Below are 23121 nucleotides of genomic sequence, written 5' to 3' on the forward strand. Positions count from 1 at the left end.
TCCACAAAAATTTGAAAAACAATTTTCGTGGATGGCGCCTTATTCTCGAGACTAAACACTTCTGTCCCGATCTTCTTTGAATAGCTTCTTTAATGGGAATACAAGTAGAGCGAACAATACCATATTCAATAATAATGTTGGACCTAAATATTTAGTGATAAAGTACGTACTATCTACACTTGCAAGTTTGAATACCATTTGTACGATCAATGTAAACAATTCATAGCCTGTGATGAAAATGATGAGACTAAAAAACTCAGTAAAAATATTTACATGGATGACCGATTTCATCCCATACATGATAAATACTAATAATGGTAAAGCAACTGCGTATATGCCAATCACACCAATATAGTAAGAATCAAAAATAATACCTAGAACTAACGTCGTGATCAGTAAGTATCGTTTGGAGAAACTCAAACTGCAAAATAGTAAAACCAATATCAAAAGATGCGCACTTGCCATGTAGTCACCGCTCGACCACCTGATCATCATTCGGGTAAAGTGCCCATCGATCAACATGAGTAAGAACAAGAGGATCGGCAAATAAATGGTCATTTTCTCTTTTTTCAGCATGGACTATTCCTCCACAAGACGTTTGATGATCGTTACTACTGGGAGATCATACATATCCGCATAAGGTTTGACATAGACTTCGCGATCTAGCCCATAACTATCTGGTTTTGTTTTGATGACTGTTCCGATTTGTAGATCTGCTGGCGAGTTTCCTCCAAGACCTGATGTTTGTACCACGTCGCCCTCTTTGATCTCACTGTCACCTGTTAGCTGTGTCACAACTAGCGCTTGTAATTTTTCGTCATAATTCTTGAGTAAACCGAAAGATTCTCCGTTTCCAGAAGATACTCGGACAGGGAAATGGTTGGAACTTACGTTTGATGAAGTCAGCAATTCTACTTTAGAAGAAGTAGCATTGACTTCGATGACACGTCCGACTAAACCTTTTTGCGCCATGACCGCCATATTGACTTCGATTCCATCATTTGATCCTTTGTCGACGACTAATAGATCTTGCCATGAGTCAGGTGAACGAGTGATCACATTTGCTGTAACTCTTTCATAGCTCGTCAACGTTTGACTTAAATCGAGTTCGCTTTTTAGTGCATCGATTTCTTTTTGCATATTCTTGTTTTTTTGGGCCATCTCATCATAGCTGTCAATTTTTTCTTTTAACCGTTCATTTTCTGAATAGGTGGTAAAAAGATGGTGTACTGAATCTACGCCATTTTGAACCCATTTGACCGGAGCAGAGATCGTCCGATCGACAAAAGAGACACTGTCGTTCACAATAGATTGGAAGAAATTGGGCTTTCCTTCATTCGCTCGCTGGGCAGCTGTCACACTTAGGACCGTTACTACAATAATAACGATGACTAAGGTAATAATGATATTTTTATTAGGATTGAACTTCTTCACAAAGACACCTCGAATTAAATTAGACTCTTACCTGTAATTTTATCATTAAATAAGGGGAAACAAAAGGCTCGAACCTTCTTTTAAGCTTTTTTTAGCAAATAATTTAAACTGTCATTTTTCCGCTTCACTTCTTTTGCTATTTTGTCCTGAATCGATCCATCAATCTTTACTTTGAATGACTGAAATGATCCCTTCAGAGAAGCTGAAGGATGCTTTGTCTGTGACAAATTCATTGCTTGCATAAGAAGTTGGACGAAGTACTTCTTCGTTTGATAGTTGGTATTTGCTGTCAGATAATGTCAATTGACTAACAGGTGTCAAACAACAGTAAGCCAAATACTTCATGTCAGGGATTTTTTTTATCTCATAAGTTCCTGGCAGATAGTAAGTGATCACGTTTTGTTTGTCTTGTATTTGGATTTGTCGTATAAAAGGTTGAAACCGTGGCTCTAATGCTAACCATAGATTGGCTAATAAATGATCCACTCTTCCACCAGTTGCACCGATCAGCGTCACGCTTGCTTCTGGAAAGTGTTCAAATGTCTTTGCTAAACCTAACTGAGTGTCCGTATCATCTTTCTCTGCTGGCGCTTGATGCACTTCGGCTGCCTTATCGGATACTCGTTGATACTCCGATGCAGACAACGAATCAAAATCACCGATTGCTAGATCTAATGAATAGCCTTTTTCAAGCAAATAGAGTGCCCCACGGTCGATGCCCACGTATCGATCAAATGCTTGCTGTGACAAGTCTGGCCAATTTTCTGGTGATCCTCCTGCAACAAGTAATACTTCCATTAGCCTAATGCCTTTTTCAATTGATCGATCTGAGTTGCTGGATCTTCTGCGCTATACACATAAGAACCTGCAACAAATACATCTGCCCCAGCTTCACGACAAATCTTGGCAGTTTCTGGAACGATGCCACCATCCACTTCGATTTGATAAGTCCAATCGTTCGCCTCGCGTAATTCCGCTAACTCCGCGATTTTGTCAACCGTTTCTGTAATGAAACTTTGTCCGCCAAATCCTGGATTGACAGTCATCACTAACACTTGATCAACTAAAGGTAAGACATGCTTGATCATTTCGATCGGTGTACCAGGATTGACAACGACCCCTGCCTTGACATCTAAGTCTTTGATCATCTGGATCGCACGGTGGATATGTGGTGTTGATTCCACATGGACTGTAATGATATCTGAGCCTGCTTTTGCAAAATCAGCAATATAATTTTCAGGATTGATGATCATCAAATGAACGTCTAACGGTAGTTTTGTGACCGGACGGATCGCTTGTACTACATTTGATCCAAATGTAATGTTGGGAACGAATTGTCCATCCATTACGTCCACATGAATATAGTCCGCTCCACCTTTTTCTACTCGTTCAATGTCTGCTTGGAGATTGGCGAAATCTGCGCTTAAAATCGATGGTGCTATTTTCATAAAAATACCCTCCTACTTTCTTCTAGTTTCTTTTTTGTTATACATCGGTTTACGATTTTCAACTTCTTGCAAAAATTGCAAATAATTGTCATAGCGAGTCTGTGCAATTTCTTTTGTCGCTACTCTTCGTTTCACTTCACAGTCTGGCTCTTTTACGTGCATACACTCTCTGAAGCGACAGTCTACAGAAGCTTCGACAAATTCAGGGAATTGTTTGGATAACTCGACAGGTTCGATGACTAAGAAATCAATGGAACTGAAACCCGGTGTATCGGCAACCAACCCATCATAAAGTGGTAATAACTCGACATGTCGCGTCGTGTGACGTCCACGCCCCAAAGAATCAGATATTTCACCTGTTTCTAACTCAAGTTCTGGTGAGATTTGGTTGAGCAACGTCGATTTACCTGCACCTGACTGTCCCATGAAAACGGTCAGTCTTTCTGGAAAATAGCGAACTAATTCATCTGTATCACCTTGTGTGCGAGGGACGATCACTGGATAGCCGATTTTTTCGTAAGTATCTTTGATTTCTTTTATTTGTGTAGAATCGACAGCTAAATCCGTTTTCGTCAAATAGATCACTGGCTCGATCGATTCATATTCCAACATCACTAGAAAACGATCGAGTAGATTATAAGAGAATGTTGGCTCGATCAAACTCGTCACAACCACTCCTAAATCAACATTTGCTACTGGCGGTCGTACTAATTGATTTTTACGTGGTAAAACTTCTAGTAGGTACCCATCTGTCTTGTTTTCACTTTCAAATATGACTTGATCACCAACGAGTGGCGTGATCTTTCGATTACGAAGATTCCCTCGACCTCGTGTCTGATAGGTCTCTCCATCTTTATATACGTAATAAAATCCACTTATTGCTTTTCTGATTTGCCCTTTAATGAAACCCACCTCCATTTTTAGTATATTTTACCATAGGACAACAGAAGTTAGGAGAAATCAAAAAAAATAGACCTGAGAATTTCTTCAAATGTCACCGACATTTTGAATTCTCAGATCTATTTTTTATCATTACTGTTTCATTTCGATTGTCCCTACCTACTAATCACTATCCGTCGAGGACGAAGGAGTGGTAGTACTACTGCTGGTTTCTTCTGAACTTGAGCTACTGCTTGAACTACTAGAAGAACTGCTAGAAGAATCTTTTTCAGAACTTGAAGATGTTTTCGCTGGATCTGGTCCTTTTGAGTAAATCACATTGACGATCGTTCCTGATGTGATCGATGCACCTACTCCTGGATCTGTACGGATTACTTTGTCTTTTTCAACTGTATCTGAAAACTCATAAGTTTCATGACCGATGTAGTCGGCACCAATACCAGATAAGTAACTTTGTGCATCACTTTTCGTATAACCAGAAATGTCATTCAGTGTCTTCGCATTTGGTCCTCGACTCACCACGAAACTAATAAATGTCGTCTCCGTCAATGGTTCCCCAAAACTTGGTGACTGACTGATGATTGCACCTGCTGGGACCGTATCACTATAATCATTCGTTGCGCTAATATTCGTATAGCCATTCGTTCTTAAAATACTAAGAACTGTTTCATAGTTTTGTCCTGTGTAATCACTCATCGTCGGTTGACTCCCTTTACTAACAGTAAAAGTAATCGTATCTGATGTCGGGTCGACTTCTGTTCCTTCATCTTCTGATTGCGAGATGATATTCCCACTAGTGATGTCATCACTGAATTCTTCTTCTTTTTTGATTCGACTTGATGAAAACCCTAAATCCAGTAGTTGCTTGCGTGCTTCATCATAAGACATATCGGTATAATCATCGAGCTGGATTTTTTTCTTGCCTGTACTGATGTAAAGCGTGACTTCACGGTTTTGTTTCACTGTTGTTCCTGAGGCTGGATCTGTTTTGACCACATTTCCTTCCTCAATCGTATCGTCAGCGATTTCTTCAGTGTTTGTGGCTACCTTTAATTTTGCTTGTGTCAAAGCTTCTCTTGCTGAAGCTTCCGATTGACCTGAAACATCGGGGATCGTAACTTCTCCGCGTCCACCTGAAGCAAATAAGATTGCTGTTCCAATCCCTAATAAAGCAAGCAAGACGAGCAAAATGATCCACCATTTTTTTCTTTTTTTGGTCTTTACATCTGGCATTGTTTCTTCGGGATCTGGTAGTTCTTCCGATGGTTTCTCTTCAGGAAGCGGCATTGACTTAAAGGAATCTGGCATCGGTGTTTCTGCCGTTAGTGGTGTCAATACACGGGTTTCGTTGTTCATCGCCTGTGGTTGCCATTTTTTTTCGTTTGCTCGCTCTAACGACAGCACAGTTGCTAGGTCATCTGCCATTTCTTCTGCCGTTTTATACCGATCAACAGGTTCTTTGGCTGTTGCTTTCAAGACAACGTTCTCTAATGACTGAGGTGCCCCTGGATCTAACTCTTTGATTGAAGGCAACTCATCCTGAAAATGTTTCAGTGCGATCGTGACAGCTGATTCGCCATCAAAAGGGACGCTTCCAGTCAACATTTCATATAGAATGATCCCTAACGCATAGATATCTGATTGTTTTGTCGCCATACTGCCTCGCGCCTGTTCAGGTGAAAGGTAGTGAACTGAACCAAGCATCGTATTTGTTTGCGTGATCGATGTTTCAGATAAAGCAATCGCAATACCAAAATCGGTGATTTTCACAACACCTTCATTATCGATCAAGACATTTTGCGGTTTCAGATCTCGGTGGATGATTTGATGGCTATGTGCTAAAGAAATCGCAGATAAAATTTGTTGCATGATATTTACTGCTGTTTCATAAGGAATCGGATAGTGCGTTTGGATATAGCGTTTCAAATCCATTCCTTTTACATATTCCATAACTAAGTACTGCATGTTATCTTCTTCACCGACATCATAAACACTGACGATATTGGGATGGACTAATTCAGTTGCCGCTAATGCTTCTCGTTGAAAACGACGGATCGCCGTTTGGTCATTTTGGAAGTCAAAGCGTAGGACTTTGATTGCAACATCTCGATCTAAAATCAAATCATGGGCTAAAAAGACATTTGCCATACCACCACTACCGATGTTACCGGTAATTTGATAACGACCATTTAATTTTCTTCCTGGCTCAATCATGCAACATCCTCCTTGTATTCAATAAGAAGAACGCTGATATTATCTGCTCCGCCAGCTTCATTTGCTTGGTCAACTAATTGCGTTACTTTTTCTGATAATGATCCTTCTTGATTGATGATCGTACCGATCGTTTCTTCTGACAACATATTCGTCAAACCATCCGAACATAGAAGCAAACGATCTTGGAGTTGCCAAAGATACGTTGCAACATCGACTTCTAATGAACCTGGCATGCCGACAGATCGAGTCAAGATATTCTTACGTGGATGATTGACTGCCATTTCTTCGCTGATTTCGCCAGATTTAACTAATTCATTTACTAAAGAATGGTCTTCCGTCAAGCGGATGATCCGATTGTCACGAAGCAAATACGCACGACTATCGCCAACATTGGCAATCGTGAAACGTTCCTCTGATAAGGCAGCTGCTACGATCGTTGTTCCCATTCCATTATATTCAAGCTGTTCTTGTCCTAATTGATGAATCGCGCGGTTTTCTTCTTGAATCGCTTGGATAAACCACTGTGCGATTTTTTCGTCATCAAGTAACGCTTGCTCTTCCCAGGCTTTCCCTAAGTTTGTTACGGCCATTTGACTTGCAATATCGCCTGCGCGGTGCCCACCCATGCCATCTGCTAAAACCGCCAGCGTGAGACCGACTTGGTTTTCAAATACACTGACATAATCTTGATTCGTATTACGTCTTCTTCCTACATCTGATTGATATTCAATCTGCATACTTTCACCTCATTACTTTTTGCGCAAACAACAAATGAAAAAGCCATCTGTATAAGATTGATGTGGATACAATGTCAACATCTTCTCCTTGATTGATGATTGTAGCACAGGATCAACTAAAACATCAATCTTCTCAAAATCAGGATGTCGTTGTAAAAACGCTGAAACAACTTCTTGATTCTCTTCTTTCAAAATCGTACAAGTACTGTAGGTCAATATTCCTGAAGGTTTAAGAGCCGTAGCCACACTTTCCAAAATAGCTAGTTGGATAGCCGGTAAATTGGCTAACTCTTTTTCATTATTTTTATAACGAATGTCTGGTTTTCTTCGTAACAAACCAAAACCGGAACATGGAGCATCTACTAAAATGCGATCGAATTGTTCAGCTTCAAACTGTTCTTTGACTTCACGTGCATCCATTTTTTGCGCGAACACTGCGTTGGCAACTCCTAAACGACGAGCGTTCTCTTCCACTAGTTTTACTTTGTGGTCATGGACATCTAGAGCCACGACTTCTCCTCCACAAGTTGGATCAAGGAACGTGGCGATATGGGTCGTTTTGCCTCCCGGTGCAGCGCAGGCGTCTAATACATGGTGTTCTGGCTCGATTTGCATGGCTGGTGCAACAAGCATAGAGCTTTCATCTTGGATCGTCATCAATCCATCGTGAAAGAGTGTCGTAGAGGCGAGTCTGCCCTTTTCAGCAATCACACCATATGGGCTTATTGGACTTGCTTTTACATCAAGTCCTTCTTCTTTCAATTGATCCAGTGCTTGTTCACGAGAAAGTTTACGGGTATCAATACGGCCACTCACATGACTTGGTTGATACAATGAAAGACCTAACTTTTCTGTTTCTTCGTAGCCGATTTGGTCAATCAAGCGTTGTGTCAGCCAATTCGGCAGACTTAATTTAACAGCTAAACGTTCGACTTCATCCGTGATAGTTTCTAGATCAGGTTTTCCTTGACGCAAATAATTTCTTAATACGCCATTCACAAATTTCCCAGTGCCGGGGTTCCCTTTGATTTTTGCAATTTCTACTGCTTCATTCAAAATTGCATGATCAGGTACTTTATCTAAAAATTCGAGTTGATAAACAGACAAATACAGCAAAGTTTTGACCCAGTCATCCACTTTTTTTGCATTTGCAATCAATGGTGCTACATAAAATGCAATCAAACGATGGCGACTGATGGTTCCATACACTAGTTCTGTAAACAGACCAATATCTTTTTGGTTAAGGTCGCCTTGGTTGATCATCTCATTCAACAATAGGTTGGAGTATGCTCCACCTTTGTTGACACGCTCTAATGTCATCAACGCCATAAAGCGAACCGAACGTTTCATTTTTTTGGGTATTTTCGCCATTATTTCACCTGCTGTCCTACAGCGACTTGTTGTCCGCTGCCATTTAGGAATTCTTGTATTAGTTGTTTTGCCTTGCCGGCAGGTTGGAGTTCCTTGATCGATAACACCGTCTGTCCCCCACAAGCTACCCATAATTGTTTTTTATCTTTATGGATGATAGTTCCTGGGGTTTCAGATGTCGTCTCATCTGCCAACACCTCCACTGTCCAAAGCTTCCAGCGTGTTCCTTCATAGGTCGTAAAAGCAATGGGCCAAGGACGCATGCCACGAACTTGACAGTCGATTTCTTCCGCTGTTTTTTCCCAATCGATCGCTTCTTGTTCACGCGTGATATTCGGTGAAAACGTTGCTTGATCCTCATCTTGAGGCGTAGGTGTCAATTCACCAGAAATGATTTTTGGTAGTGTTTCAAGCAATAATTCTTTACCTAACAGACTAAGTTTTTCAAACATCGTACCGACATCATCTTGTTTAGTGATTGGTAGGCTTGCTTGTGAGAAAATACCACCCGCATCCATTTTTTTGATCATCTCCATGATTGTTACACCCGTCTCTTTTTCCCCGTTGATAATGGAATAATGGACTGGGGCACCGCCACGATATTTCGGTAGTAAAGAGGCATGGACATTGATCGCTCCATGTGTTGGAACTTGCAATAATTTTTCCGGTAAGAATTGACCGAAGGCAGCCGTTACTAGAACATCTGGTTGCAAATCAATGATTGTTTGCATTTCTGGAGAACCCGTGATTTTTTCTGGCTGTAGTACAAGAAGATCGTGCTTCAACGCCGCCACTTTCACAGGTGTTGGAGTAATGATTTTTTTTCTTCCCACTGGTCGATCGGGTTGTGTCACAACAGCGACAATTTCATATCCTTGATCGATCAGCCCTTCTAATACAGGAACTGAAAATGCTGGGGTTCCCATAAATACGATTTTAGTCATCTAAATGTTCCTCCATATATTCTTCGAGTTTTTCTTCTGGGATTTGCTCGATCATTTTGTCAATGAACAAAATCCCATCTAAGTGATCGATCTCATGTTGAAAGGCGCGTGCAAGATAACCAAACGCAGTGACTTCGATTTCCTCTCCGTCACGATCATAGTAACGGACCGTCACTTCATCTGCGCGTTTAACTGTACCGTAGACATGCGGAATACTCAAACAACCTTCCACATCGATACTTTCTCCTTTTGCTTCGATGATCTCAGGGTTAATGAGTTCAAATTTATCTCCTTCATCGACTTCAACAATAGCGATCCGTTGATTTTTGCCGACTTGCGGCGCGGCGATGCCGACTCCGTCATTTGCCACCATTGTTTCATACAAGTTATCTAACAAGACAATCGTCTCATCCGTAATCATATCGATTGGTTGGGCTTTTCGATTCAATTTTTTATTTGGGTGGATCATTATTGGATAACGCATAGTGTTTCCTTTCTTAAATAAAATGTAGCGGCTCGTTGTCGATTGCAACAAATAGATTTTGTCGCTGTTCTTTTTGACTTTGATCCAAAATTTCTTTCAGGACGTTAGGCAGTTCTGGTTCATGTTTATATTTGATGATCAGCTGATAGTAATAGCGATTTTTCACGCGTAAAACGGTGCTAGGTACCGGACCTAACAATAGGCTATTCGGCCCTAGTACTTGCTTTAATTGACTGGCGATCTGAAAGATTTTTTTTGCTGCAACTTGTTCTTCTGGATGACTTGTCGTGATCTTCACAGTGAAGTAATAAGGCGGGTAGCCTCCACGATGTCGCACATTCATTTCTTGTTGATAAAAGCGTTCATAATTTTGTTCCTTTGCTAATGTCACCGCATAGTGATTCGGATTGAATGTTTGGATCACGACTTCCCCAGCTTTTTCGGCTCTTCCTGCCCTTCCGGAGACTTGTGTCAATAATTGGAAGGTATGTTCACTAGAACGAAAATCTGGCAGGTTCAACGAAGTATCTGCATTTAGAACGCCGACTAAGGTTACATCAGGAAAATCCAATCCTTTTGCGATCATTTGCGTTCCTAATAGAATATCGGCTTGTTTGTCCCCAAATTTTTGTAAGATTCGTTCATGCGCGCCTTTTTTTCTGGTGGTATCCACATCCATCCGCAAGATCCTTGCTTGAGGATAAAGTGCTTGTAACTCTTCTTCCACTTTTTGTGTTCCCGTTCCATAATATCGGATCTTGTTTTCTCCACAATTTGGACAACGATGTGGGATCGCTTCTTCATGTCCACAATAATGGCAACGCATCGAGCGAGAATCCATATGGAGAGTCAATGAGATATCGCAATTTGGGCAAGGCAAGACAAAGCCGCAATCACGACACATCACAAAGGAAGAATACCCTCGTCGATTCAATAGAAGAACCGTTTGTTCTTTTTTTTCTAATCGATCTTGGATTTTTTCTTGTAATAATTGAGAGAACGTCGATGCCTGATTCTTTTCGAATTCTTCACGCATATCGACGACTTCGATCTCCGGTAATTGCGCACTCATTTTCGCACGCTGACTCAAATGCAACATGCGATACACACCTTTTTGCGCACGTGCTCTTGATTCGAGGGATGGTGTCGCACTCCCCAAAACGATTGGGCAATGATGGTAATTCCCACGCCATATAGCTAAATCTCTAGCATGATAACGCGGGGTTTCATCTTGCTTATAGCTTGATTCATGCTCTTCATCAATGATGATCAAACCAATATTTTCTAGTGGGGCAAAGATTGCTGAACGTGCACCGACGACGACTTGCGCTTCATTGCGCTCGATTTTACGCCATTCATCATATTTTTCACCTTGAGACAAGCCACTATGTAAAACGGCGACGGATTCTCCAAAGCGTCCTTTAAAACGTTCGACCATCTGAGGGGTCAACGCGATTTCAGGAACCAACATGATTGCTGTCTTCTTCTCTGCCAAGACATCGGCAATGGCTTGAAGATAGACTTCTGTTTTCCCACTACCAGTAATTCCTTCAAGTAAAAAGGTTTCATTCTTTTCCTGATGGCAGGCTTCAATGATCTGTTGGACCGCTGATTGTTGTTCTTCATTTAATTGTAAGGCAGTCGTTCGTTCAAATATCCGATCTTTATAAGGGTCGCGATAACTTTCGACTTCTTCGATGCGCAACCACCCTTTATCTCTGCCTTGATTCAATACAACAGAGCTGACTCCTTTTTCTTTGAAATAAGAAACAGGCATTGGTTGTTCCATTTCTGACAAATAAAGAAGCAATTCTTTTTGTTTTTTCGCATTTTGTCTCAAGCTGCCCCAAGCTTCATCCAGTTGTGCTTTTGACAAAAGAGAGTGAACGACACGGATCGTTTTCACTTTGTTTTTTGTATGGACTTCGTAACGGATATCAACTAGCTTGTTCTTACGCCAACGGATCATTTGCGGTAAGAGCCCAGTTTCTTCCGCTTCTTTCCAAGAAATCTCTTGTCTACCTGCGAAAAATGCAACGACTTCTGGTTCATCAGTTACTGGATAAATGAGTTTATCGTATTCTGCTTTCATGACACTTGGTAGCATCGTTTGCAAACAGGTGATTTTAAAAGCATAAGTAATGGTTTTCATATAATCAGCTAACCTCATCAACTCTTGATTGACAACAGGTGCCAGGTCAAGTAATTGAAGGATCGGCTTCAATTCTTTTTTAAGAGGTTGCTCGTTGGCTGTCAACGCCATCACAAAGCCTTGGACCTGGCGATTGCCGTTACCAAAGGGTATCGCTACGCGCATACCGACTTGGATAGCCGCTTCCATTTCAGAAGGAACCAAGTAGGTGAATGCTTGATCGGTTTGCATAGTTGGTACATCGACAATCACATCCGCAATAACAGTCATGGACTCCTTCTCCTTTCTTCATCTTGGTCTAAAACACAAAATGGCTCTTGCTTATTTTACTAGAGATTCCTTGTTTTGTCTTACTTTCTGCCAAATCCTAACAAAAAATTAACGCAGGAAAAAAAAGAGCCTAGGAACATTTCCCAAGCTCAAAGCTTTCGCTATTCATCAGGTGAATAGTGAGTTGATTTTATAGTTTTTGCTCGTCGCGAATACGAGACTCTAATTCTTGTTGTGCGCGGTCTTTTTGCGCGCGACGTTCTTCGTCTTCCATACGTAGACGTTCACGTTTTAATTCAGGATGCGGATCGCTGATCACATTTCCTGCTTCGATTTCTTCTAAAGCTTGTCCAACACTTTTGACAGAATCAAATGAATCCATTGTTGGTTGTGCTTTTGCGTCTAATTCATGGGCACGTTTACTTGCTAAAATCACTAGAGAATATTTTGAATTCACGCGATCTAATAATGAGTCGATTGAAGGTTTTAACATCATAAGACTACATCTCCTTTAACATTTTGATATATTTTCCGATGACACGATCGACACGGAAATGTTCACTTGCAATAATATCTTTGATTCGGTTGACCGCTAATGGCACTTCATCATTAACAACGGCATAGTCATACAATGCCATCATCTCGATTTCTTCCTTAGCGACTTTCATTCGTTCTTCGATTACTTCATCTGCATCTGTTCCACGCCCAACGATTCGTGATTTCAATTCTGCTAAATCAGGGGGCGTCAGGAAAATAAATACGCCGTCAGGTACTTTTTCTTTTACTTGTTGTGCACCTTGGACTTCGATTTCAAGAAAAACGTCTTTTCCTTCGTCTAAGGTTTTGTTGACATACGATAGTGGTGTGCCATAATAATTTCCGACATATTCTGCATATTCCAACATTTCGCCTTCAGCGATCATTTGTTCAAATTCTTCGCGGCTTCGGAAATAGTAGTCGACTCCTTCGACTTCTCCTTCACGCATCTTGCGTGTCGTCATTGAAATCGAATATTGAAAATCATTATCCTCACTCTCAAAAATTGCTTTACGTACTGTGCCTTTTCCCACACCCGATGGACCAGACAACACGATTAATAATCCACGCTCTGACATGACGACGTCCTTTCAACTAGTCTTTTTTATACTATTGCTTATTTTGCACTTTTTTCTTGCAACTTTCAAGGCTATTTTTTTATTATAGCTAGAAAACCTAGAAAAAGCTAGTCTACTTCCTATCAAAGGATTTTTTTCATTCATTTCGTACACAAGCCTGCCTAACGGACAGGTCGTCGATCAGACAGGCTGGACACTTATTCAATATTTTGGATTTGCTCACGGATTTTTTCTAAAATCGTTTTAGACTGAACGACATGGTTTTTGATTTCGATCGCGCTTGATTTTGAGCCGATCGTATTGATTTCACGATTCATCTCCTGTAAAAGGAAATCTAGTTCTCGACCGATGGGATAATCTGCTTCAAGTAGCTCTTCCAATTTCTGCGTATGGATGACTAAACGGTCGATTTCTTCATGGATATCGCCACGCTCTAAGAGAATCGCTATTTCGGTCAATAAACGTTCTCGCTCCACTTCTGCGCCAAGAAAAGCTTCTAATTTTTCTTGGTATCTCGTCTGGAATTCTTGCTCGTAGATCTCGACAAAGCTAGCTAAGCCGGCAATATTTTTCTTTAACTCTTTTGTTTGTTGAAGCAAGACTCTAGCTAGAGCTTGCCCTTCTATACTCCGACTTTCTTCGATTGAACGAAGTGCTGTTTGTAGTGTTTCTTTCGCTAATTGTGCAAGTACTTCTTGATCTTCTTCCGTTGATTCTGCAATCGTCACGAACTCTTCGTTTAGTGCAAAACGCTCGATCAGTTTACCGATCGACAATGCGTTGGATTCGCCGTATCTTTCTTCGATACCTGCGGTCATTTGTGCATAGAGAGTATCGATCAGTTGCCAATTGATCGTCACTTTTTTATCTTGTTCACCTAAATATGATAGGTTGATAAAGACATCGACACGACCTCGACTTAACTTTGTTTTGATCAATTGTCGCAGCTCATTTTCAACAAAACCTAATACTTTTGGACTACGTACCTGGATATCTAAAAACCGTTGATTGACGCTTTTGATCTCGATTTCAAGTTGATAGTTCTTTTTTTCGCGGATGGCACTGCCAAAGCCAGTCATGCTCTTCATACGACAGAGTCCTTTCTCTTACATATTTTTGATTGCTTTTTGTAACTCTTCAAACTCTTCGTTCGTAAGCGTTAGCCCCTTACCCATTTTTTCATGGTCCGGTGCCCAGTCCCGTAAGTCAAATTTCGGTGGTCTACCGTTCCAACTCACTAAGTTTAATTCTTTACGCCACCCTTTATTATTTTCAGATAAAACTGCAATTTCTTCTACGATCTCATATGAGAATTCTTGTGCCATTTTTGTTCCTCCTTTAGATGATATAGATAGAGATACATCAGAGTTTCGATTGTATCTGCATTAAGTTGTCGTTGTAAGCGCTCATGCTTTTTTTCTTTCACGTCTTGGTAGATCGCGTGTTCCTTCATTACGTGTATTTTAGCATTTCGCTCCAGTTTTCGAAACTTCAACCATTCGCTGGCATTTAATTGACCGACCTTTTTTAAAAATGCTTCATCGATTTTACTTTCTTGGCAAATGACCGGCAAGATCTCTTCGACGGTATACACTTTATTCGGTAGGATCAATTTTTGTTTTGCTAGTAGCTCAAGCATCGCCAATCCGCATGTTTCTTTGGTGACCCTGTCTTTATATACATTACGCAAGTCTCGCCAAAATTTTTCTTTATAAAAAATGGTTAAGTCTAACTCAAGTGCTTCGACTAAGAAACGCAAGAAACTTCGCCAATAACGTTCAACTGGTTTTGCCGTTTCAAACGTATACCAGTTCCCTTGATAGATCCCTAAACATTTTTTTGCTTCTAAATAGCCTAACTGGATATTCAATTGGTTTCTTTGTCGTTCAAATACTAAGAAACCACCTAAAGACCAGTTTGAAGAACATTGCCAAGTCACCAAAGCATCTGGTTCCTTATATTTTTTTGCTACACCAGGTCCTTGGACATCGACAATCAAGACTTCGGTGGCGCCTTGTTGGATAGCAACATCTACTGGTACATTATTTCGATAGCCACCATCAACATATTTTGATCCGTCAATCTGGCGATAAGCCATGGCAGGATAAAAAGAAGCAGAAGCGAGTATCCAATCGGCGATTTCTGTTGGTTCTAATGCTTGGATTTTTGTGACTGTTTCCTGAAATTCTGGGATTCTAGTTGCGACTGTATAGAGTTGTGGTTTTTCTGTACATTTGATTTTTTCTGCATCAAGATGTTGCTCGAGTAACGCCTCCAACGGTGCAATCGAAGTTCCCCCTTCGACTACTGCGCGACGTGTCATCAAGCTCGCTTCTTGGATATAACGTTGCCTCAAATCTTCTGATAAGGCGACTTCTGGTAAAGCCAATACTTGATTGGTTGACAGTTCCTGCCATAAATCAATGGCTTGCACTAATTGATCTTGAACGATCAAAGCCCCATTCAGCGCACCTACAGAAGTGCCAGTAATGAGTGAAATCTCTAAGTTTTCTTCTTTCAGTGCTTTCCAGACACCGATTTGGTAAGCACCATGCGCCCCGCCTCCGCCTAAGACGAGCCCCGTATGATAGGAAAGCTCCTTCTTGAACGATTGCGTTCCCGAATAACCCCTTCGCTGGAAAAGGTCGATCATGTTGGACGAAATCGAATGATCAAAGCGGAAGAGTCCGTATCTTTTGAAAAAATAACGAACCGTACTTTCTAGCAATAGGAAAATATCGGACCACTGCCAATATTCTTCTTCGATCAACACGTTCGTGTAAGTCAATTTTTCATTCGTTATTTCTGCAGTAAAGTAAATGTTCAGCTTCTTCGATGCGATCTTCCATGCCTGTTGTTTTTTTGCCTGTTGCCAAAAATGTTGTCGACTTTCTTGATGTGTATTGAAAAAGGCAAAAGGTTGCTTTGCTTGCTGGACTCGATTCTGTTGATAACGTTCCGACCAATAGACTTTTTGGACTTTCATAGACACCTCAGATTCTCTTTTTCTTTTTATTATATCAGTAATCAGAAAAAAAGGGGGCTGTGACTAGCAACATGATATTAGCGTTATATATATAATACTTTTTACTTATTGTTCATATTTTATTCATGAAAAAATAGTTGCTTTGTAATCGAATTTTAAAATAAAAGAAACAAGCTTTTTTTCAGTAAATGTTGTAAAATGAAAGGGATGAGATACAGGGGAGGAGGAGCATGATGAGTGATTCAGTATATGTACATATCGATACAACTAGTAACGCCGTTTTGACCAAAGGGCTGACTATCAGTGATTTTTCAAATAGCATCGTGCATTTCCCTCAAAATCTACTTTTGTTGGACCCTTCCGCATCTGCCGGAGAATATGAATCACACACAGGTTTGAAAGTCATTCGTGGAACTGAGAATATCCAAAAATTTTTCCAAACCCTCCGCAGTCGAAACAACAGTACGGATCTTAAATGGATCGATTTTACCGATTTGACGATGTTAAAAGAATTAAGTCCTTTAGAAATCTCAGAGTTGCTTTATTTTGGTCATATGAAAACACATCTCCACTCACCTTTTTTCTATAAATTACAAAATAACTTTGTTTATTTTGATTTGAGCGATCATCTAGGTAGGACCTATTATCGTTATTTAGATGAATTTTATCGGATTTTTGCCAACAAGTTAAGCACGATCTTAGCGGGAAAAATCAACGAAAAAAAATCATTTTTCCGAAAAGAGATCCCCGTTGAAAAAATCAGTGTGGAGATACTGAAAAAGATGCGTAATTTGATGCAAGAAGGAATCATCTTTTCGTTTGATCAAGCGGGTTTGGTCGATGACAAGTATGAGATCCCGATCTATGTCATTGAAGATTACGTTTGGAAATTAAAAGGAACACGTTACTTAGAAGAAAAACCGGTAGCGGTTCTCGTCTATCATGCCACTCAACAACGTTGGCAACTAGACGGCAACGTTTCTGATTTTGTCTACAACACGTTTGTATAATAACATTCAACTCTACTAAAAAGAGGTCGGAACAGAAGTGTTCAGCCTCAAAAAATAAGGCGCCATCCACGAAAATTGTTCTTCAATTTTTTGTGGATGGCGCCTTATTTCCGAAGAGGTTACTTCTGCTCCCGCCGTTTATTCGGTTGTAGGTGGTAGGAGAGAACTAATGTCCCACTCTCCTTTTTTTAATTTTTACTTTTACGTACCTGCAATCCTTCGCCTACAAATAAAGAAGGAACGGTCTGTTCAATACCTAATAGGACAACCGTTGTTACAATACCGGTAGCTAACCCACTAGCGCCATTCATGACTAAAGAGAACAACCATGGATTCATTCCCCATAGTGCAAAACTACCCCAAAAAGCAACTCCAGCGACAAAATGCCAGAAATATCTTGCAGTCACACCAACGAATGTCGCTAAAATGATCGTTGAGGCCATTTTCTTACGATTGCCTTGCAGATAACTCTGTTGCATTCTTTGCGAAAAAATCCCTGCGACGCCAGCAAACGTAAACGCGATCGGATACTCGATCAACACTTGGATGACACTCAAGTAATAAACGGTTCCCATGGGAAAGTGAAGGATTCCCCACAGAAAAGCTGACCCCATACCAGCTTTCCACCCTCTTCTCAAGGCAAATAAAGTTAAAGGGATTTGCCCGAGCGAGATTTCAAAACTACTACCTATTTGTAGAGGAATCATCGACAACACTAAAGACAATGCTGCGACGATCGTTCCCTCGATCCAGACACGATGATTCTTATTCATAAAAAAGCTTCCTCCTTTATAATTGGACATCACAAAGGAGGAAGCAAGTTTGTTTTTTTACAAACAGCTTCGTGCTTTCACACTAGCTATTCATTCACAATTCCTACGCTCGCATAACCGAAACAGGTACGAAGGGTTTAGAATATATTCAGTCTCAGCCCAAGATGGACTCCCCTTTGTGATTGTAATTATTTAGTTTTTATTTTCCTTTATCTTTTTGTTTCAAATAAAGGACTAACTGGTTTGTTTTCATGGATACGTTTGATTGCGTCACCCATCAAGCCACCAACACTTACTTCGTCAATTTTATCAATTTTGCGGTCTTCTGGCAAATAGATCGAATCCGTTACGACTAAGCGCTCAATTGCAGAGTCTTCGATTCTTTGTAAAGCAGGTCCTGACAATACAGGGTGTGTACATGAAGCATAAACGCTCACTGCTCCAGCTTCTTTCAGCGCATTGGCTGCTAATGTGATCGTTCCAGCTGTATCGATCATGTCATCGATCAAGACACATGTTTTGCCTTCTACTTGACCAATGATATTCATCACTTCTGCCACGTTTGCTTTCGGACGGCGTTTATCAATGATCGCAATTGGTGCTTTTAAGAATTCAGCCAATTTACGTGCACGAGTAACACCACCATGGTCAGGTGAGACAACGACAACATCATCGCCTTGGATCCCTTTTTCTAAGAAGTAATTCGCAATCAACGGTGCGCCCATCAAATGGTCGACCGGAATATCAAAGAAACCTTGGATTTGGACTGCGTGCAAGTCAAGTGTCAACATTCTTGTTGCTCCAGCTTTTTGGATCATATTTGCCACTAATTTTGCAGTGATTGGTTCACGGGCGCGTGCTTTACGGTCTTGACGTGCGTAGCCGTAATACGGCATCACGACATTGATCGTTTTGGCACTTGCACGCTTCAATGCATCGATCATGATCAACAGTTCCATCAGGTTATCATTTACCGGACTACTTGTTGATTGAATAACATATACGTGTGAACCACGGATACTTTCTTCGATATTGACTTGGATCTCACCATCGCTAAATTGAGTGACTGATGATTTTCCTAATTCAACCCCAACAGCTGCAGCAATTTTTTCTGCCAATGGACGATTTGAGTTTAATGCAAATATTTTTAATCTTGGATCAAAGTAATGTTTGGACATGAGGACCTCCGCTTTCTTTTTCACAACTCTACTACCTAATAAATACTAGTCATATTTGCCGAATAAATCAAGTGATTTTACAAAAAGTATCAATTTGAATATGGGAGTTTCTTCGCGTATCCTTCTTTATTGACTTGTCTAGCACGTGCAATTGCCATTGCATGTTCAGGAACATCGCTAGTGATCGTCGAACCAGCAGCGATACATGTGTTCTCTGCCACGTCTACTGGCGCCACAAGATTCGCATTTGAACCAATAAAACTATGGTCGCCAACTGTCGTATGATGTTTTGCTTTCCCATCATAATTAACAAAAACGACACCACACCCAACATTGATCTCTTCACCTAATGTTGCATCGCCAACATACGTCAAGTGACCAACTTTTGTGTTTTTGCCTATTTTCGCATTTTTCACTTCTACAAAGTTACCGATATGGACGCCTTCTGCAATTTCAGCTTTTGGACGTAAATGGGCATAAGGTCCCACATCTGCTTTACTTTTGACCACGCTGTTTTCGATCACTGAGTTTTCGATGACTACTTGGTCACCGATCTTGCTATCAACAATACGTGAATGCGCACCAATAAAACAGTCCTCGCCAATCTCTGTTTCGCCTTGGATTTGAACACCCGCTTCGATCACTGTATCTGAACCAATCACAACATCTGCATCAATATACGTAGTTGCAGGATCAACAAAGCTAACCCCATTGACCATATGTTTTTTATTGATTCTTTGGCGCATCAACTCATTTGCTTTTGCTAGTGCTATACGATCATTGACACCCATACATTCATCGAAATCTTCCGTTTGATACGCAGCAACTGGGTTTCCAGCATCTTTCAGGATCTCAACAATGTCTGTTAAATAATACTCGCCTTGTGCATTATCTGTTCCTACTTTATTCAATGCTTCAAATAACGCTTTGTTATCGAAACAATAAGTTCCTGTATTGATTTCTTGGACTAACGCTTCTTCTGGAGAAGCATCTTTTTGCTCAACGATTTTTTCAACGATTCCTACATGGTCACGAATGATTCTGCCATAACCTGTCGGATCTTCTGCTTGTGCAGTCAAAATCGTAGCACTTGCATTTTTCCCTTGATGGTATTCAAACAAGTTGTTCAACGTCTCAGTTGTCAATAAAGGGGTGTCACCACTGATGACTAACGTCGTGCCTTCCTTACCTGCTAAAAATGAGGCAGCTTGTAGTACTGCATGACCCGTCCCAAGTTGTTCAGCCTGTAGCGCATACTCGCTGCGCTCCCCTAACTGAGCTTTGACTTTCTCTGCACCGTGACCAACGATTGTCACGATTTGATCAGGGTTTGTCTCACTAACACGGTTGATAATATGTTCGACCATCGGTTTCCCAGAAACAGGGTGTAGGACCTTGTATAGTTTTGATTTCATGCGAGTACCTTTACCCGCGGCTAATATGATTGCATAACGTGCATCCAAATGTGTCACTCCTAAATTACGATTTATTATTTTTAGTTTAGCCCAGTCGCTCTTTTTTTTCAACTAAACGTTCATTTTAGCAATTAGACCACACAAAAAAGAAGAGACATCATCCATCGCCTCTTCTTTTTCCAAAGCACAGCTATTTTCATTGCTTATTCGTCGAAATAATTACCTGGTACTACAGTGATATTTTTCGTTTTTGTATCCACATCTTTGACGTAAAGTAGTGATGTGTAGTCATTGATTGCGCGATGTCCGTTGAATTTTGATTCCGCAAACACAGTGATACCAACAAGCTCAGATTCAAATTCCTCGATCAAGCTCTTCATTCCGTTCACTGTTCCGCCGCCTTTCATAAAATCATCGACGACAAGCACGCGAGAACCACGTTTCAAACTTCTTTTTGATAGTTCCATTTTTTCGATCCGTTCAGACGAACCTGAAACATAGTTCACACTGACTGTAGAACCTTCTGTGATCTTAGAGTCACGACGTACGATGACGAACGGTGCGTTCAAGTAATAGGAAACGGCTTGAGCGATTGGCACTCCTTTTGTGGCTACAGTCATCACGGCGTCGATTTTTTCTCCTAAATATTTTGAGGCAATGATTTTCCCTACTTGACGTAATAGCTCAGGTTCTCCTAATAGATCAGATAAGTAAACATAGCCTCCAGGGAGTAAACGGTCTTGTTCAGACAAGCGCTCAGCTAGCGATTCAACATATTTCTTTGCTTCCTCATAGGAAATCTCCGGAATGAATAGCACACCTCCGGCTGCACCAGGGATCGTTTCAAGTGTTCCATAACCTCTTTCCTTGAATGTTTTTTTGATGATCCCCAAATCTTCACTGATTGAAGATTTAGCAGATTCATAACGTTCGGCAAAGCTTGTTAATGAAATCAATTCATGCGGATGATCTAATAAATACTGTGTCATATCGACAAGACGCTCACTGCGACGTACTTTCAAAAATTCCAGCTCCTTTTTCCAACAAATTTTATCGTGTTTCATTATATAAGTTTTTTCGGGAAAATTCGAGCATTTTATCCAAAATTAAGAAAATAGTTCGGTATTTATAAAAAAACAGGTAGTTATTCAAGACATTTGTTTGTCTCAAATAACTACCTATTTTGAAATAATGATCTATTTTTTCCTTCTAATTCCTAGTAAAATACGTTTGCTCAAGTTAACTAATAAGAATAAAAAGATAAATACTAACGTGATAGTTGCCCCTGGAGGTGTATCCAAGTAAAACGAGCTAGTCAAGCCTGAAAGCATACCAATAAAACCAACGATGATGCTAATCAGTATGACAATATTGAAGCTTTTCCCTAAACGCATCCCGATTGCTGCTGGTAAAACCATGATTGCAGAAATCAGCAACGCGCCTGCTATCGGGATCATAACAGCGATCGCCACCCCTGTAATGATATTGAACATCATTGACATCCAACGAACCGGCAGACCATCGACATGAGCGGTATCTTCATCAAAAGTCAACACGTACATCGGACGTTTGAATAAGAAAAACAAGAGACCGATCACTGCAAATAAAATACCTAGGAATAAAACTTGCGGCCAGGTGATCGTCACAATCGATCCAAACAAATAAGATTGGATGCTCGTGGCAGAATTACCCCCACTCAAATTCATCAAAACTAATGCAAGCGCAAGTCCTCCTGCCATTAAGATCGCAATGGAAATCTCTGAATACGTACGATACATCGAACGCAGGTATTCTAAAATGATTGCAGCGATAACGACTACCACCATTGTAGTCATCGTTGGATTGAGATTGAGGAAAAATCCTAATGCTACTCCTGCTAGAGAGACATGAGACAATGTATCTGCCATCAACGATTGCCGACGGATCACTAAGAATACCCCTAACATTGGTGCGATTCCTGCAATAAAGATCGCAGCAAGAAATGCCCGTCTCATGAATTCATATGAAAGCAACGCCATTGAGAATCCTCCTTTCTCACTAAACGGATTTGTCGATCCGCATATTGCTTGATGTCTTCGTGATCATGAGTGATCATCAACACAGCTTTGCCGTGATCATGTGCGCTATGGCGCAATAAACGATAAAATTCATTTCGTGATTCTTCATCCATCCCAGTTGTCGGTTCATCAAGTACAAACAAATCTGGATCAGTCGCAAAAATACGCGCTAAACTGATTCGTTGTTTCTGACCACCGGATAGCTCACCGATCCGACGATGACGCATGTCCCACATACCCACAGATTCTAAGGCACGCTTGACATGTTCATGGTCTTTTTCGCTTAAACGTTTGAACCAACGGCCTCTGGGATATCTACCAGAACGTACTAATTCTAACACTGTACTAGGAAAGCCCGCATTAAAGGAAGAAACTTGTTGCGGAATGTACCCGATACTTAATTTGTCTCCGTCCTGATTTTTTCCTGCAATTTTGATGGTTCCTTTAGAGGGTTTCAGTAGACCTAAAGAAGCTTTGATCAATGTGGACTTCGCCGCCCCGTTTTCACCAGTCAAAATCACAAATTCACCGGCATCTACATGATAAGAAACACCTTCTAAAACAGGTTCTTCATCATAATAGAAAGTGAGATCAGCTATTTCGATATAACGCACATAGAGGACTCCCTTCGTT

At 40.7% G+C, this 23121-nt stretch carries 23 protein-coding genes and 1 riboswitch; of the genes, 1 reads left to right on the forward strand and 22 read right to left on the reverse strand.

Annotated features, from left to right (window positions below):
* Positions 1–51: 51 nt before the first annotated feature.
* The 16 genes from mreD to CUS89_RS11420 form a co-directional block, all read right to left on the reverse strand.
* A complete protein-coding gene (mreD, locus tag CUS89_RS11345) occupies positions 52–576 on the reverse strand; it encodes a rod shape-determining protein MreD (RefSeq protein WP_104872208.1) in 525 nt (174 codons plus the stop codon).
* 3 nt (positions 577–579) lie between these two features.
* Positions 580–1434 carry a rod shape-determining protein MreC gene (gene mreC, locus CUS89_RS11350; protein WP_104872209.1) on the reverse strand — a complete coding sequence of 285 codons (855 nt, stop codon included), beginning with the start codon at positions 1432–1434 and terminating at the stop codon, positions 580–582.
* Positions 1435–1593: 159 nt separating this feature from the next.
* On the reverse strand, positions 1594–2232 hold the full coding sequence (locus CUS89_RS11355; protein ID WP_104872210.1) for a thiamine diphosphokinase: 639 nt from the start codon (positions 2230–2232) through the stop codon (positions 1594–1596).
* Positions 2232–2882 (reverse strand): ribulose-phosphate 3-epimerase, encoded by a 651-nt coding sequence (gene rpe, locus CUS89_RS11360; RefSeq protein ID WP_104872211.1) that lies wholly within the window; start codon positions 2880–2882, stop codon positions 2232–2234. The genes CUS89_RS11355 and rpe overlap by 1 nt, the downstream gene beginning before the upstream one ends.
* Before the next feature lie 12 nt (positions 2883–2894).
* A complete protein-coding gene (rsgA, locus tag CUS89_RS11365) occupies positions 2895–3794 on the reverse strand; it encodes a ribosome small subunit-dependent GTPase A (protein WP_181055361.1) in 900 nt (299 codons plus the stop codon).
* A gap of 150 nt (positions 3795–3944) precedes the next feature.
* Complete coding sequence (pknB, locus tag CUS89_RS11370; protein WP_104872213.1) at positions 3945–5996, reverse strand: Stk1 family PASTA domain-containing Ser/Thr kinase; 2052 nt, start codon at positions 5994–5996, stop codon at positions 3945–3947.
* Positions 5993–6733: a Stp1/IreP family PP2C-type Ser/Thr phosphatase gene (locus CUS89_RS11375; RefSeq protein ID WP_010734102.1), complete on the reverse strand. Its 741-nt coding sequence runs from the start codon at positions 6731–6733 to the stop codon at positions 5993–5995. Before CUS89_RS11375 ends, pknB begins: the two co-directional genes overlap by 4 nt.
* A gap of 12 nt (positions 6734–6745) precedes the next feature.
* The gene (gene rsmB, locus CUS89_RS11380; protein ID WP_104872214.1) at positions 6746–8104 is read right to left on the reverse strand and encodes a 16S rRNA (cytosine(967)-C(5))-methyltransferase RsmB; all 1359 of its coding nucleotides are present in this window, start codon (positions 8102–8104) and stop codon (positions 6746–6748) included.
* Positions 8104–9048: a methionyl-tRNA formyltransferase gene (gene fmt, locus CUS89_RS11385; protein WP_104872215.1), complete on the reverse strand. Its 945-nt coding sequence runs from the start codon at positions 9046–9048 to the stop codon at positions 8104–8106. The genes rsmB and fmt overlap by 1 nt, the downstream gene beginning before the upstream one ends.
* Positions 9041–9532 (reverse strand): peptide deformylase, encoded by a 492-nt coding sequence (gene def, locus CUS89_RS11390; protein ID WP_019722350.1) that lies wholly within the window; start codon positions 9530–9532, stop codon positions 9041–9043. Before def ends, fmt begins: the two co-directional genes overlap by 8 nt.
* Positions 9533–9545: 13 nt before the next feature.
* A complete protein-coding gene (gene priA, locus CUS89_RS11395) occupies positions 9546–11954 on the reverse strand; it encodes a primosomal protein N' (RefSeq protein WP_104872216.1) in 2409 nt (802 codons plus the stop codon).
* Positions 11955–12144: 190 nt separating this feature from the next.
* The gene (rpoZ, locus tag CUS89_RS11400; RefSeq protein WP_010734097.1) at positions 12145–12450 is read right to left on the reverse strand and encodes a DNA-directed RNA polymerase subunit omega; all 306 of its coding nucleotides are present in this window, start codon (positions 12448–12450) and stop codon (positions 12145–12147) included.
* A gap of 4 nt (positions 12451–12454) precedes the next feature.
* Entirely contained in the window at positions 12455–13069 is a 615-nt protein-coding gene (gene gmk / locus CUS89_RS11405) for a guanylate kinase (protein ID WP_034688579.1), read from the reverse strand.
* Positions 13070–13266: 197 nt separating this feature from the next.
* Entirely contained in the window at positions 13267–14157 is an 891-nt protein-coding gene (locus CUS89_RS11410) for a YicC/YloC family endoribonuclease (protein WP_104872217.1), read from the reverse strand.
* 18 nt (positions 14158–14175) lie between these two features.
* Complete coding sequence (locus CUS89_RS11415) at positions 14176–14394, reverse strand: YdbC family protein (RefSeq protein WP_019722353.1); 219 nt, start codon at positions 14392–14394, stop codon at positions 14176–14178.
* Entirely contained in the window at positions 14364–16055 is a 1692-nt protein-coding gene (locus tag CUS89_RS11420; RefSeq protein ID WP_104872286.1) for a patatin-like phospholipase family protein, read from the reverse strand. Before CUS89_RS11420 ends, CUS89_RS11415 begins: the two co-directional genes overlap by 31 nt.
* A gap of 233 nt (positions 16056–16288) precedes the next feature.
* Here CUS89_RS11420 and CUS89_RS11425 point away from each other — a divergent pair, with 233 nt between their 5' ends.
* Positions 16289–17065: a hypothetical protein gene (locus CUS89_RS11425; RefSeq protein ID WP_104872218.1), complete on the forward strand. Its 777-nt coding sequence runs from the start codon at positions 16289–16291 to the stop codon at positions 17063–17065.
* Positions 17066–17253: 188 nt separating this feature from the next.
* Here CUS89_RS11425 and thiT read toward each other — a convergent pair whose 3' ends face one another.
* The 6 genes from thiT to CUS89_RS11455 form a co-directional block, all read right to left on the reverse strand.
* Positions 17254–17838 carry an energy-coupled thiamine transporter ThiT gene (thiT, locus tag CUS89_RS11430; RefSeq protein ID WP_019722355.1) on the reverse strand — a complete coding sequence of 195 codons (585 nt, stop codon included), beginning with the start codon at positions 17836–17838 and terminating at the stop codon, positions 17254–17256.
* 83 nt (positions 17839–17921) lie between these two features.
* A riboswitch (TPP riboswitch) is annotated at positions 17922–18024 on the reverse strand.
* Between the two features lie 23 nt (positions 18025–18047).
* Positions 18048–19016, reverse strand: a complete 969-nt coding sequence (locus CUS89_RS11435) for a ribose-phosphate diphosphokinase (RefSeq protein ID WP_019722356.1) — start codon at positions 19014–19016, stop codon at positions 18048–18050.
* An 89-nt stretch (positions 19017–19105) separates the two neighbouring features.
* Complete coding sequence (glmU, locus tag CUS89_RS11440; protein ID WP_104872219.1) at positions 19106–20479, reverse strand: bifunctional UDP-N-acetylglucosamine diphosphorylase/glucosamine-1-phosphate N-acetyltransferase GlmU; 1374 nt, start codon at positions 20477–20479, stop codon at positions 19106–19108.
* A 155-nt stretch (positions 20480–20634) separates the two neighbouring features.
* A complete protein-coding gene (gene purR, locus CUS89_RS11445; RefSeq protein WP_104872220.1) occupies positions 20635–21453 on the reverse strand; it encodes a pur operon repressor in 819 nt (272 codons plus the stop codon).
* A gap of 174 nt (positions 21454–21627) precedes the next feature.
* Complete coding sequence (locus CUS89_RS11450) at positions 21628–22449, reverse strand: metal ABC transporter permease (protein ID WP_019722358.1); 822 nt, start codon at positions 22447–22449, stop codon at positions 21628–21630.
* The gene (locus tag CUS89_RS11455) at positions 22422–23102 is read right to left on the reverse strand and encodes a metal ABC transporter ATP-binding protein (RefSeq protein WP_010734086.1); all 681 of its coding nucleotides are present in this window, start codon (positions 23100–23102) and stop codon (positions 22422–22424) included. Before CUS89_RS11455 ends, CUS89_RS11450 begins: the two co-directional genes overlap by 28 nt.
* Positions 23103–23121: the final 19 nt, after the last annotated feature.

This window comes from Enterococcus mundtii, assembly GCF_002947535.1.
GTDB classification, from domain to species: domain Bacteria; phylum Bacillota; class Bacilli; order Lactobacillales; family Enterococcaceae; genus Enterococcus_B; species Enterococcus_B mundtii_B.

Excerpts from the sequence above, each read along its gene's own strand:
- CUS89_RS11410 (WP_104872217.1), bottom strand. The coding sequence starts at position 14,157 with ATGAAGAGCATGACTGGCTTTGGCAGTGCCATCCGCGAAAAAAAGAAC.
- CUS89_RS11420 (WP_104872286.1), bottom strand. The coding sequence starts at position 16,055 with ATGAAAGTCCAAAAAGTCTATTGGTCGGAACGTTATCAACAGAATCGA.
- rsmB (WP_104872214.1), bottom strand. The coding sequence starts at position 8,104 with ATGGCGAAAATACCCAAAAAAATGAAACGTTCGGTTCGCTTTATGGCG.
- CUS89_RS11355 (WP_104872210.1), bottom strand. The coding sequence starts at position 2,232 with ATGGAAGTATTACTTGTTGCAGGAGGATCACCAGAAAATTGGCCAGAC.
- fmt (WP_104872215.1), bottom strand. The coding sequence starts at position 9,048 with ATGACTAAAATCGTATTTATGGGAACCCCAGCATTTTCAGTTCCTGTA.
- CUS89_RS11425 (WP_104872218.1), top strand. The coding sequence starts at position 16,289 with ATGAGTGATTCAGTATATGTACATATCGATACAACTAGTAACGCCGTT.
- CUS89_RS11435 (WP_019722356.1), bottom strand. The coding sequence starts at position 19,016 with ATGTCCAAACATTACTTTGATCCAAGATTAAAAATATTTGCATTAAAC.
- CUS89_RS11415 (WP_019722353.1), bottom strand. The coding sequence starts at position 14,394 with ATGGCACAAGAATTCTCATATGAGATCGTAGAAGAAATTGCAGTTTTA.
- CUS89_RS11375 (WP_010734102.1), bottom strand. The coding sequence starts at position 6,733 with ATGCAGATTGAATATCAATCAGATGTAGGAAGAAGACGTAATACGAAT.
- priA (WP_104872216.1), bottom strand. The coding sequence starts at position 11,954 with ATGACTGTTATTGCGGATGTGATTGTCGATGTACCAACTATGCAAACC.
- CUS89_RS11450 (WP_019722358.1), bottom strand. The coding sequence starts at position 22,449 with ATGGCGTTGCTTTCATATGAATTCATGAGACGGGCATTTCTTGCTGCG.
- mreD (WP_104872208.1), bottom strand. The coding sequence starts at position 576 with ATGCTGAAAAAAGAGAAAATGACCATTTATTTGCCGATCCTCTTGTTC.
- thiT (WP_019722355.1), bottom strand. The coding sequence starts at position 17,838 with ATGAATAAGAATCATCGTGTCTGGATCGAGGGAACGATCGTCGCAGCA.
- def (WP_019722350.1), bottom strand. The coding sequence starts at position 9,532 with ATGCGTTATCCAATAATGATCCACCCAAATAAAAAATTGAATCGAAAA.
- rpe (WP_104872211.1), bottom strand. The coding sequence starts at position 2,882 with ATGAAAATAGCACCATCGATTTTAAGCGCAGATTTCGCCAATCTCCAA.
- gmk (WP_034688579.1), bottom strand. The coding sequence starts at position 13,069 with ATGTCAGAGCGTGGATTATTAATCGTGTTGTCTGGTCCATCGGGTGTG.
- pknB (WP_104872213.1), bottom strand. The coding sequence starts at position 5,996 with ATGATTGAGCCAGGAAGAAAATTAAATGGTCGTTATCAAATTACCGGT.
- rpoZ (WP_010734097.1), bottom strand. The coding sequence starts at position 12,450 with ATGATGTTAAAACCTTCAATCGACTCATTATTAGATCGCGTGAATTCA.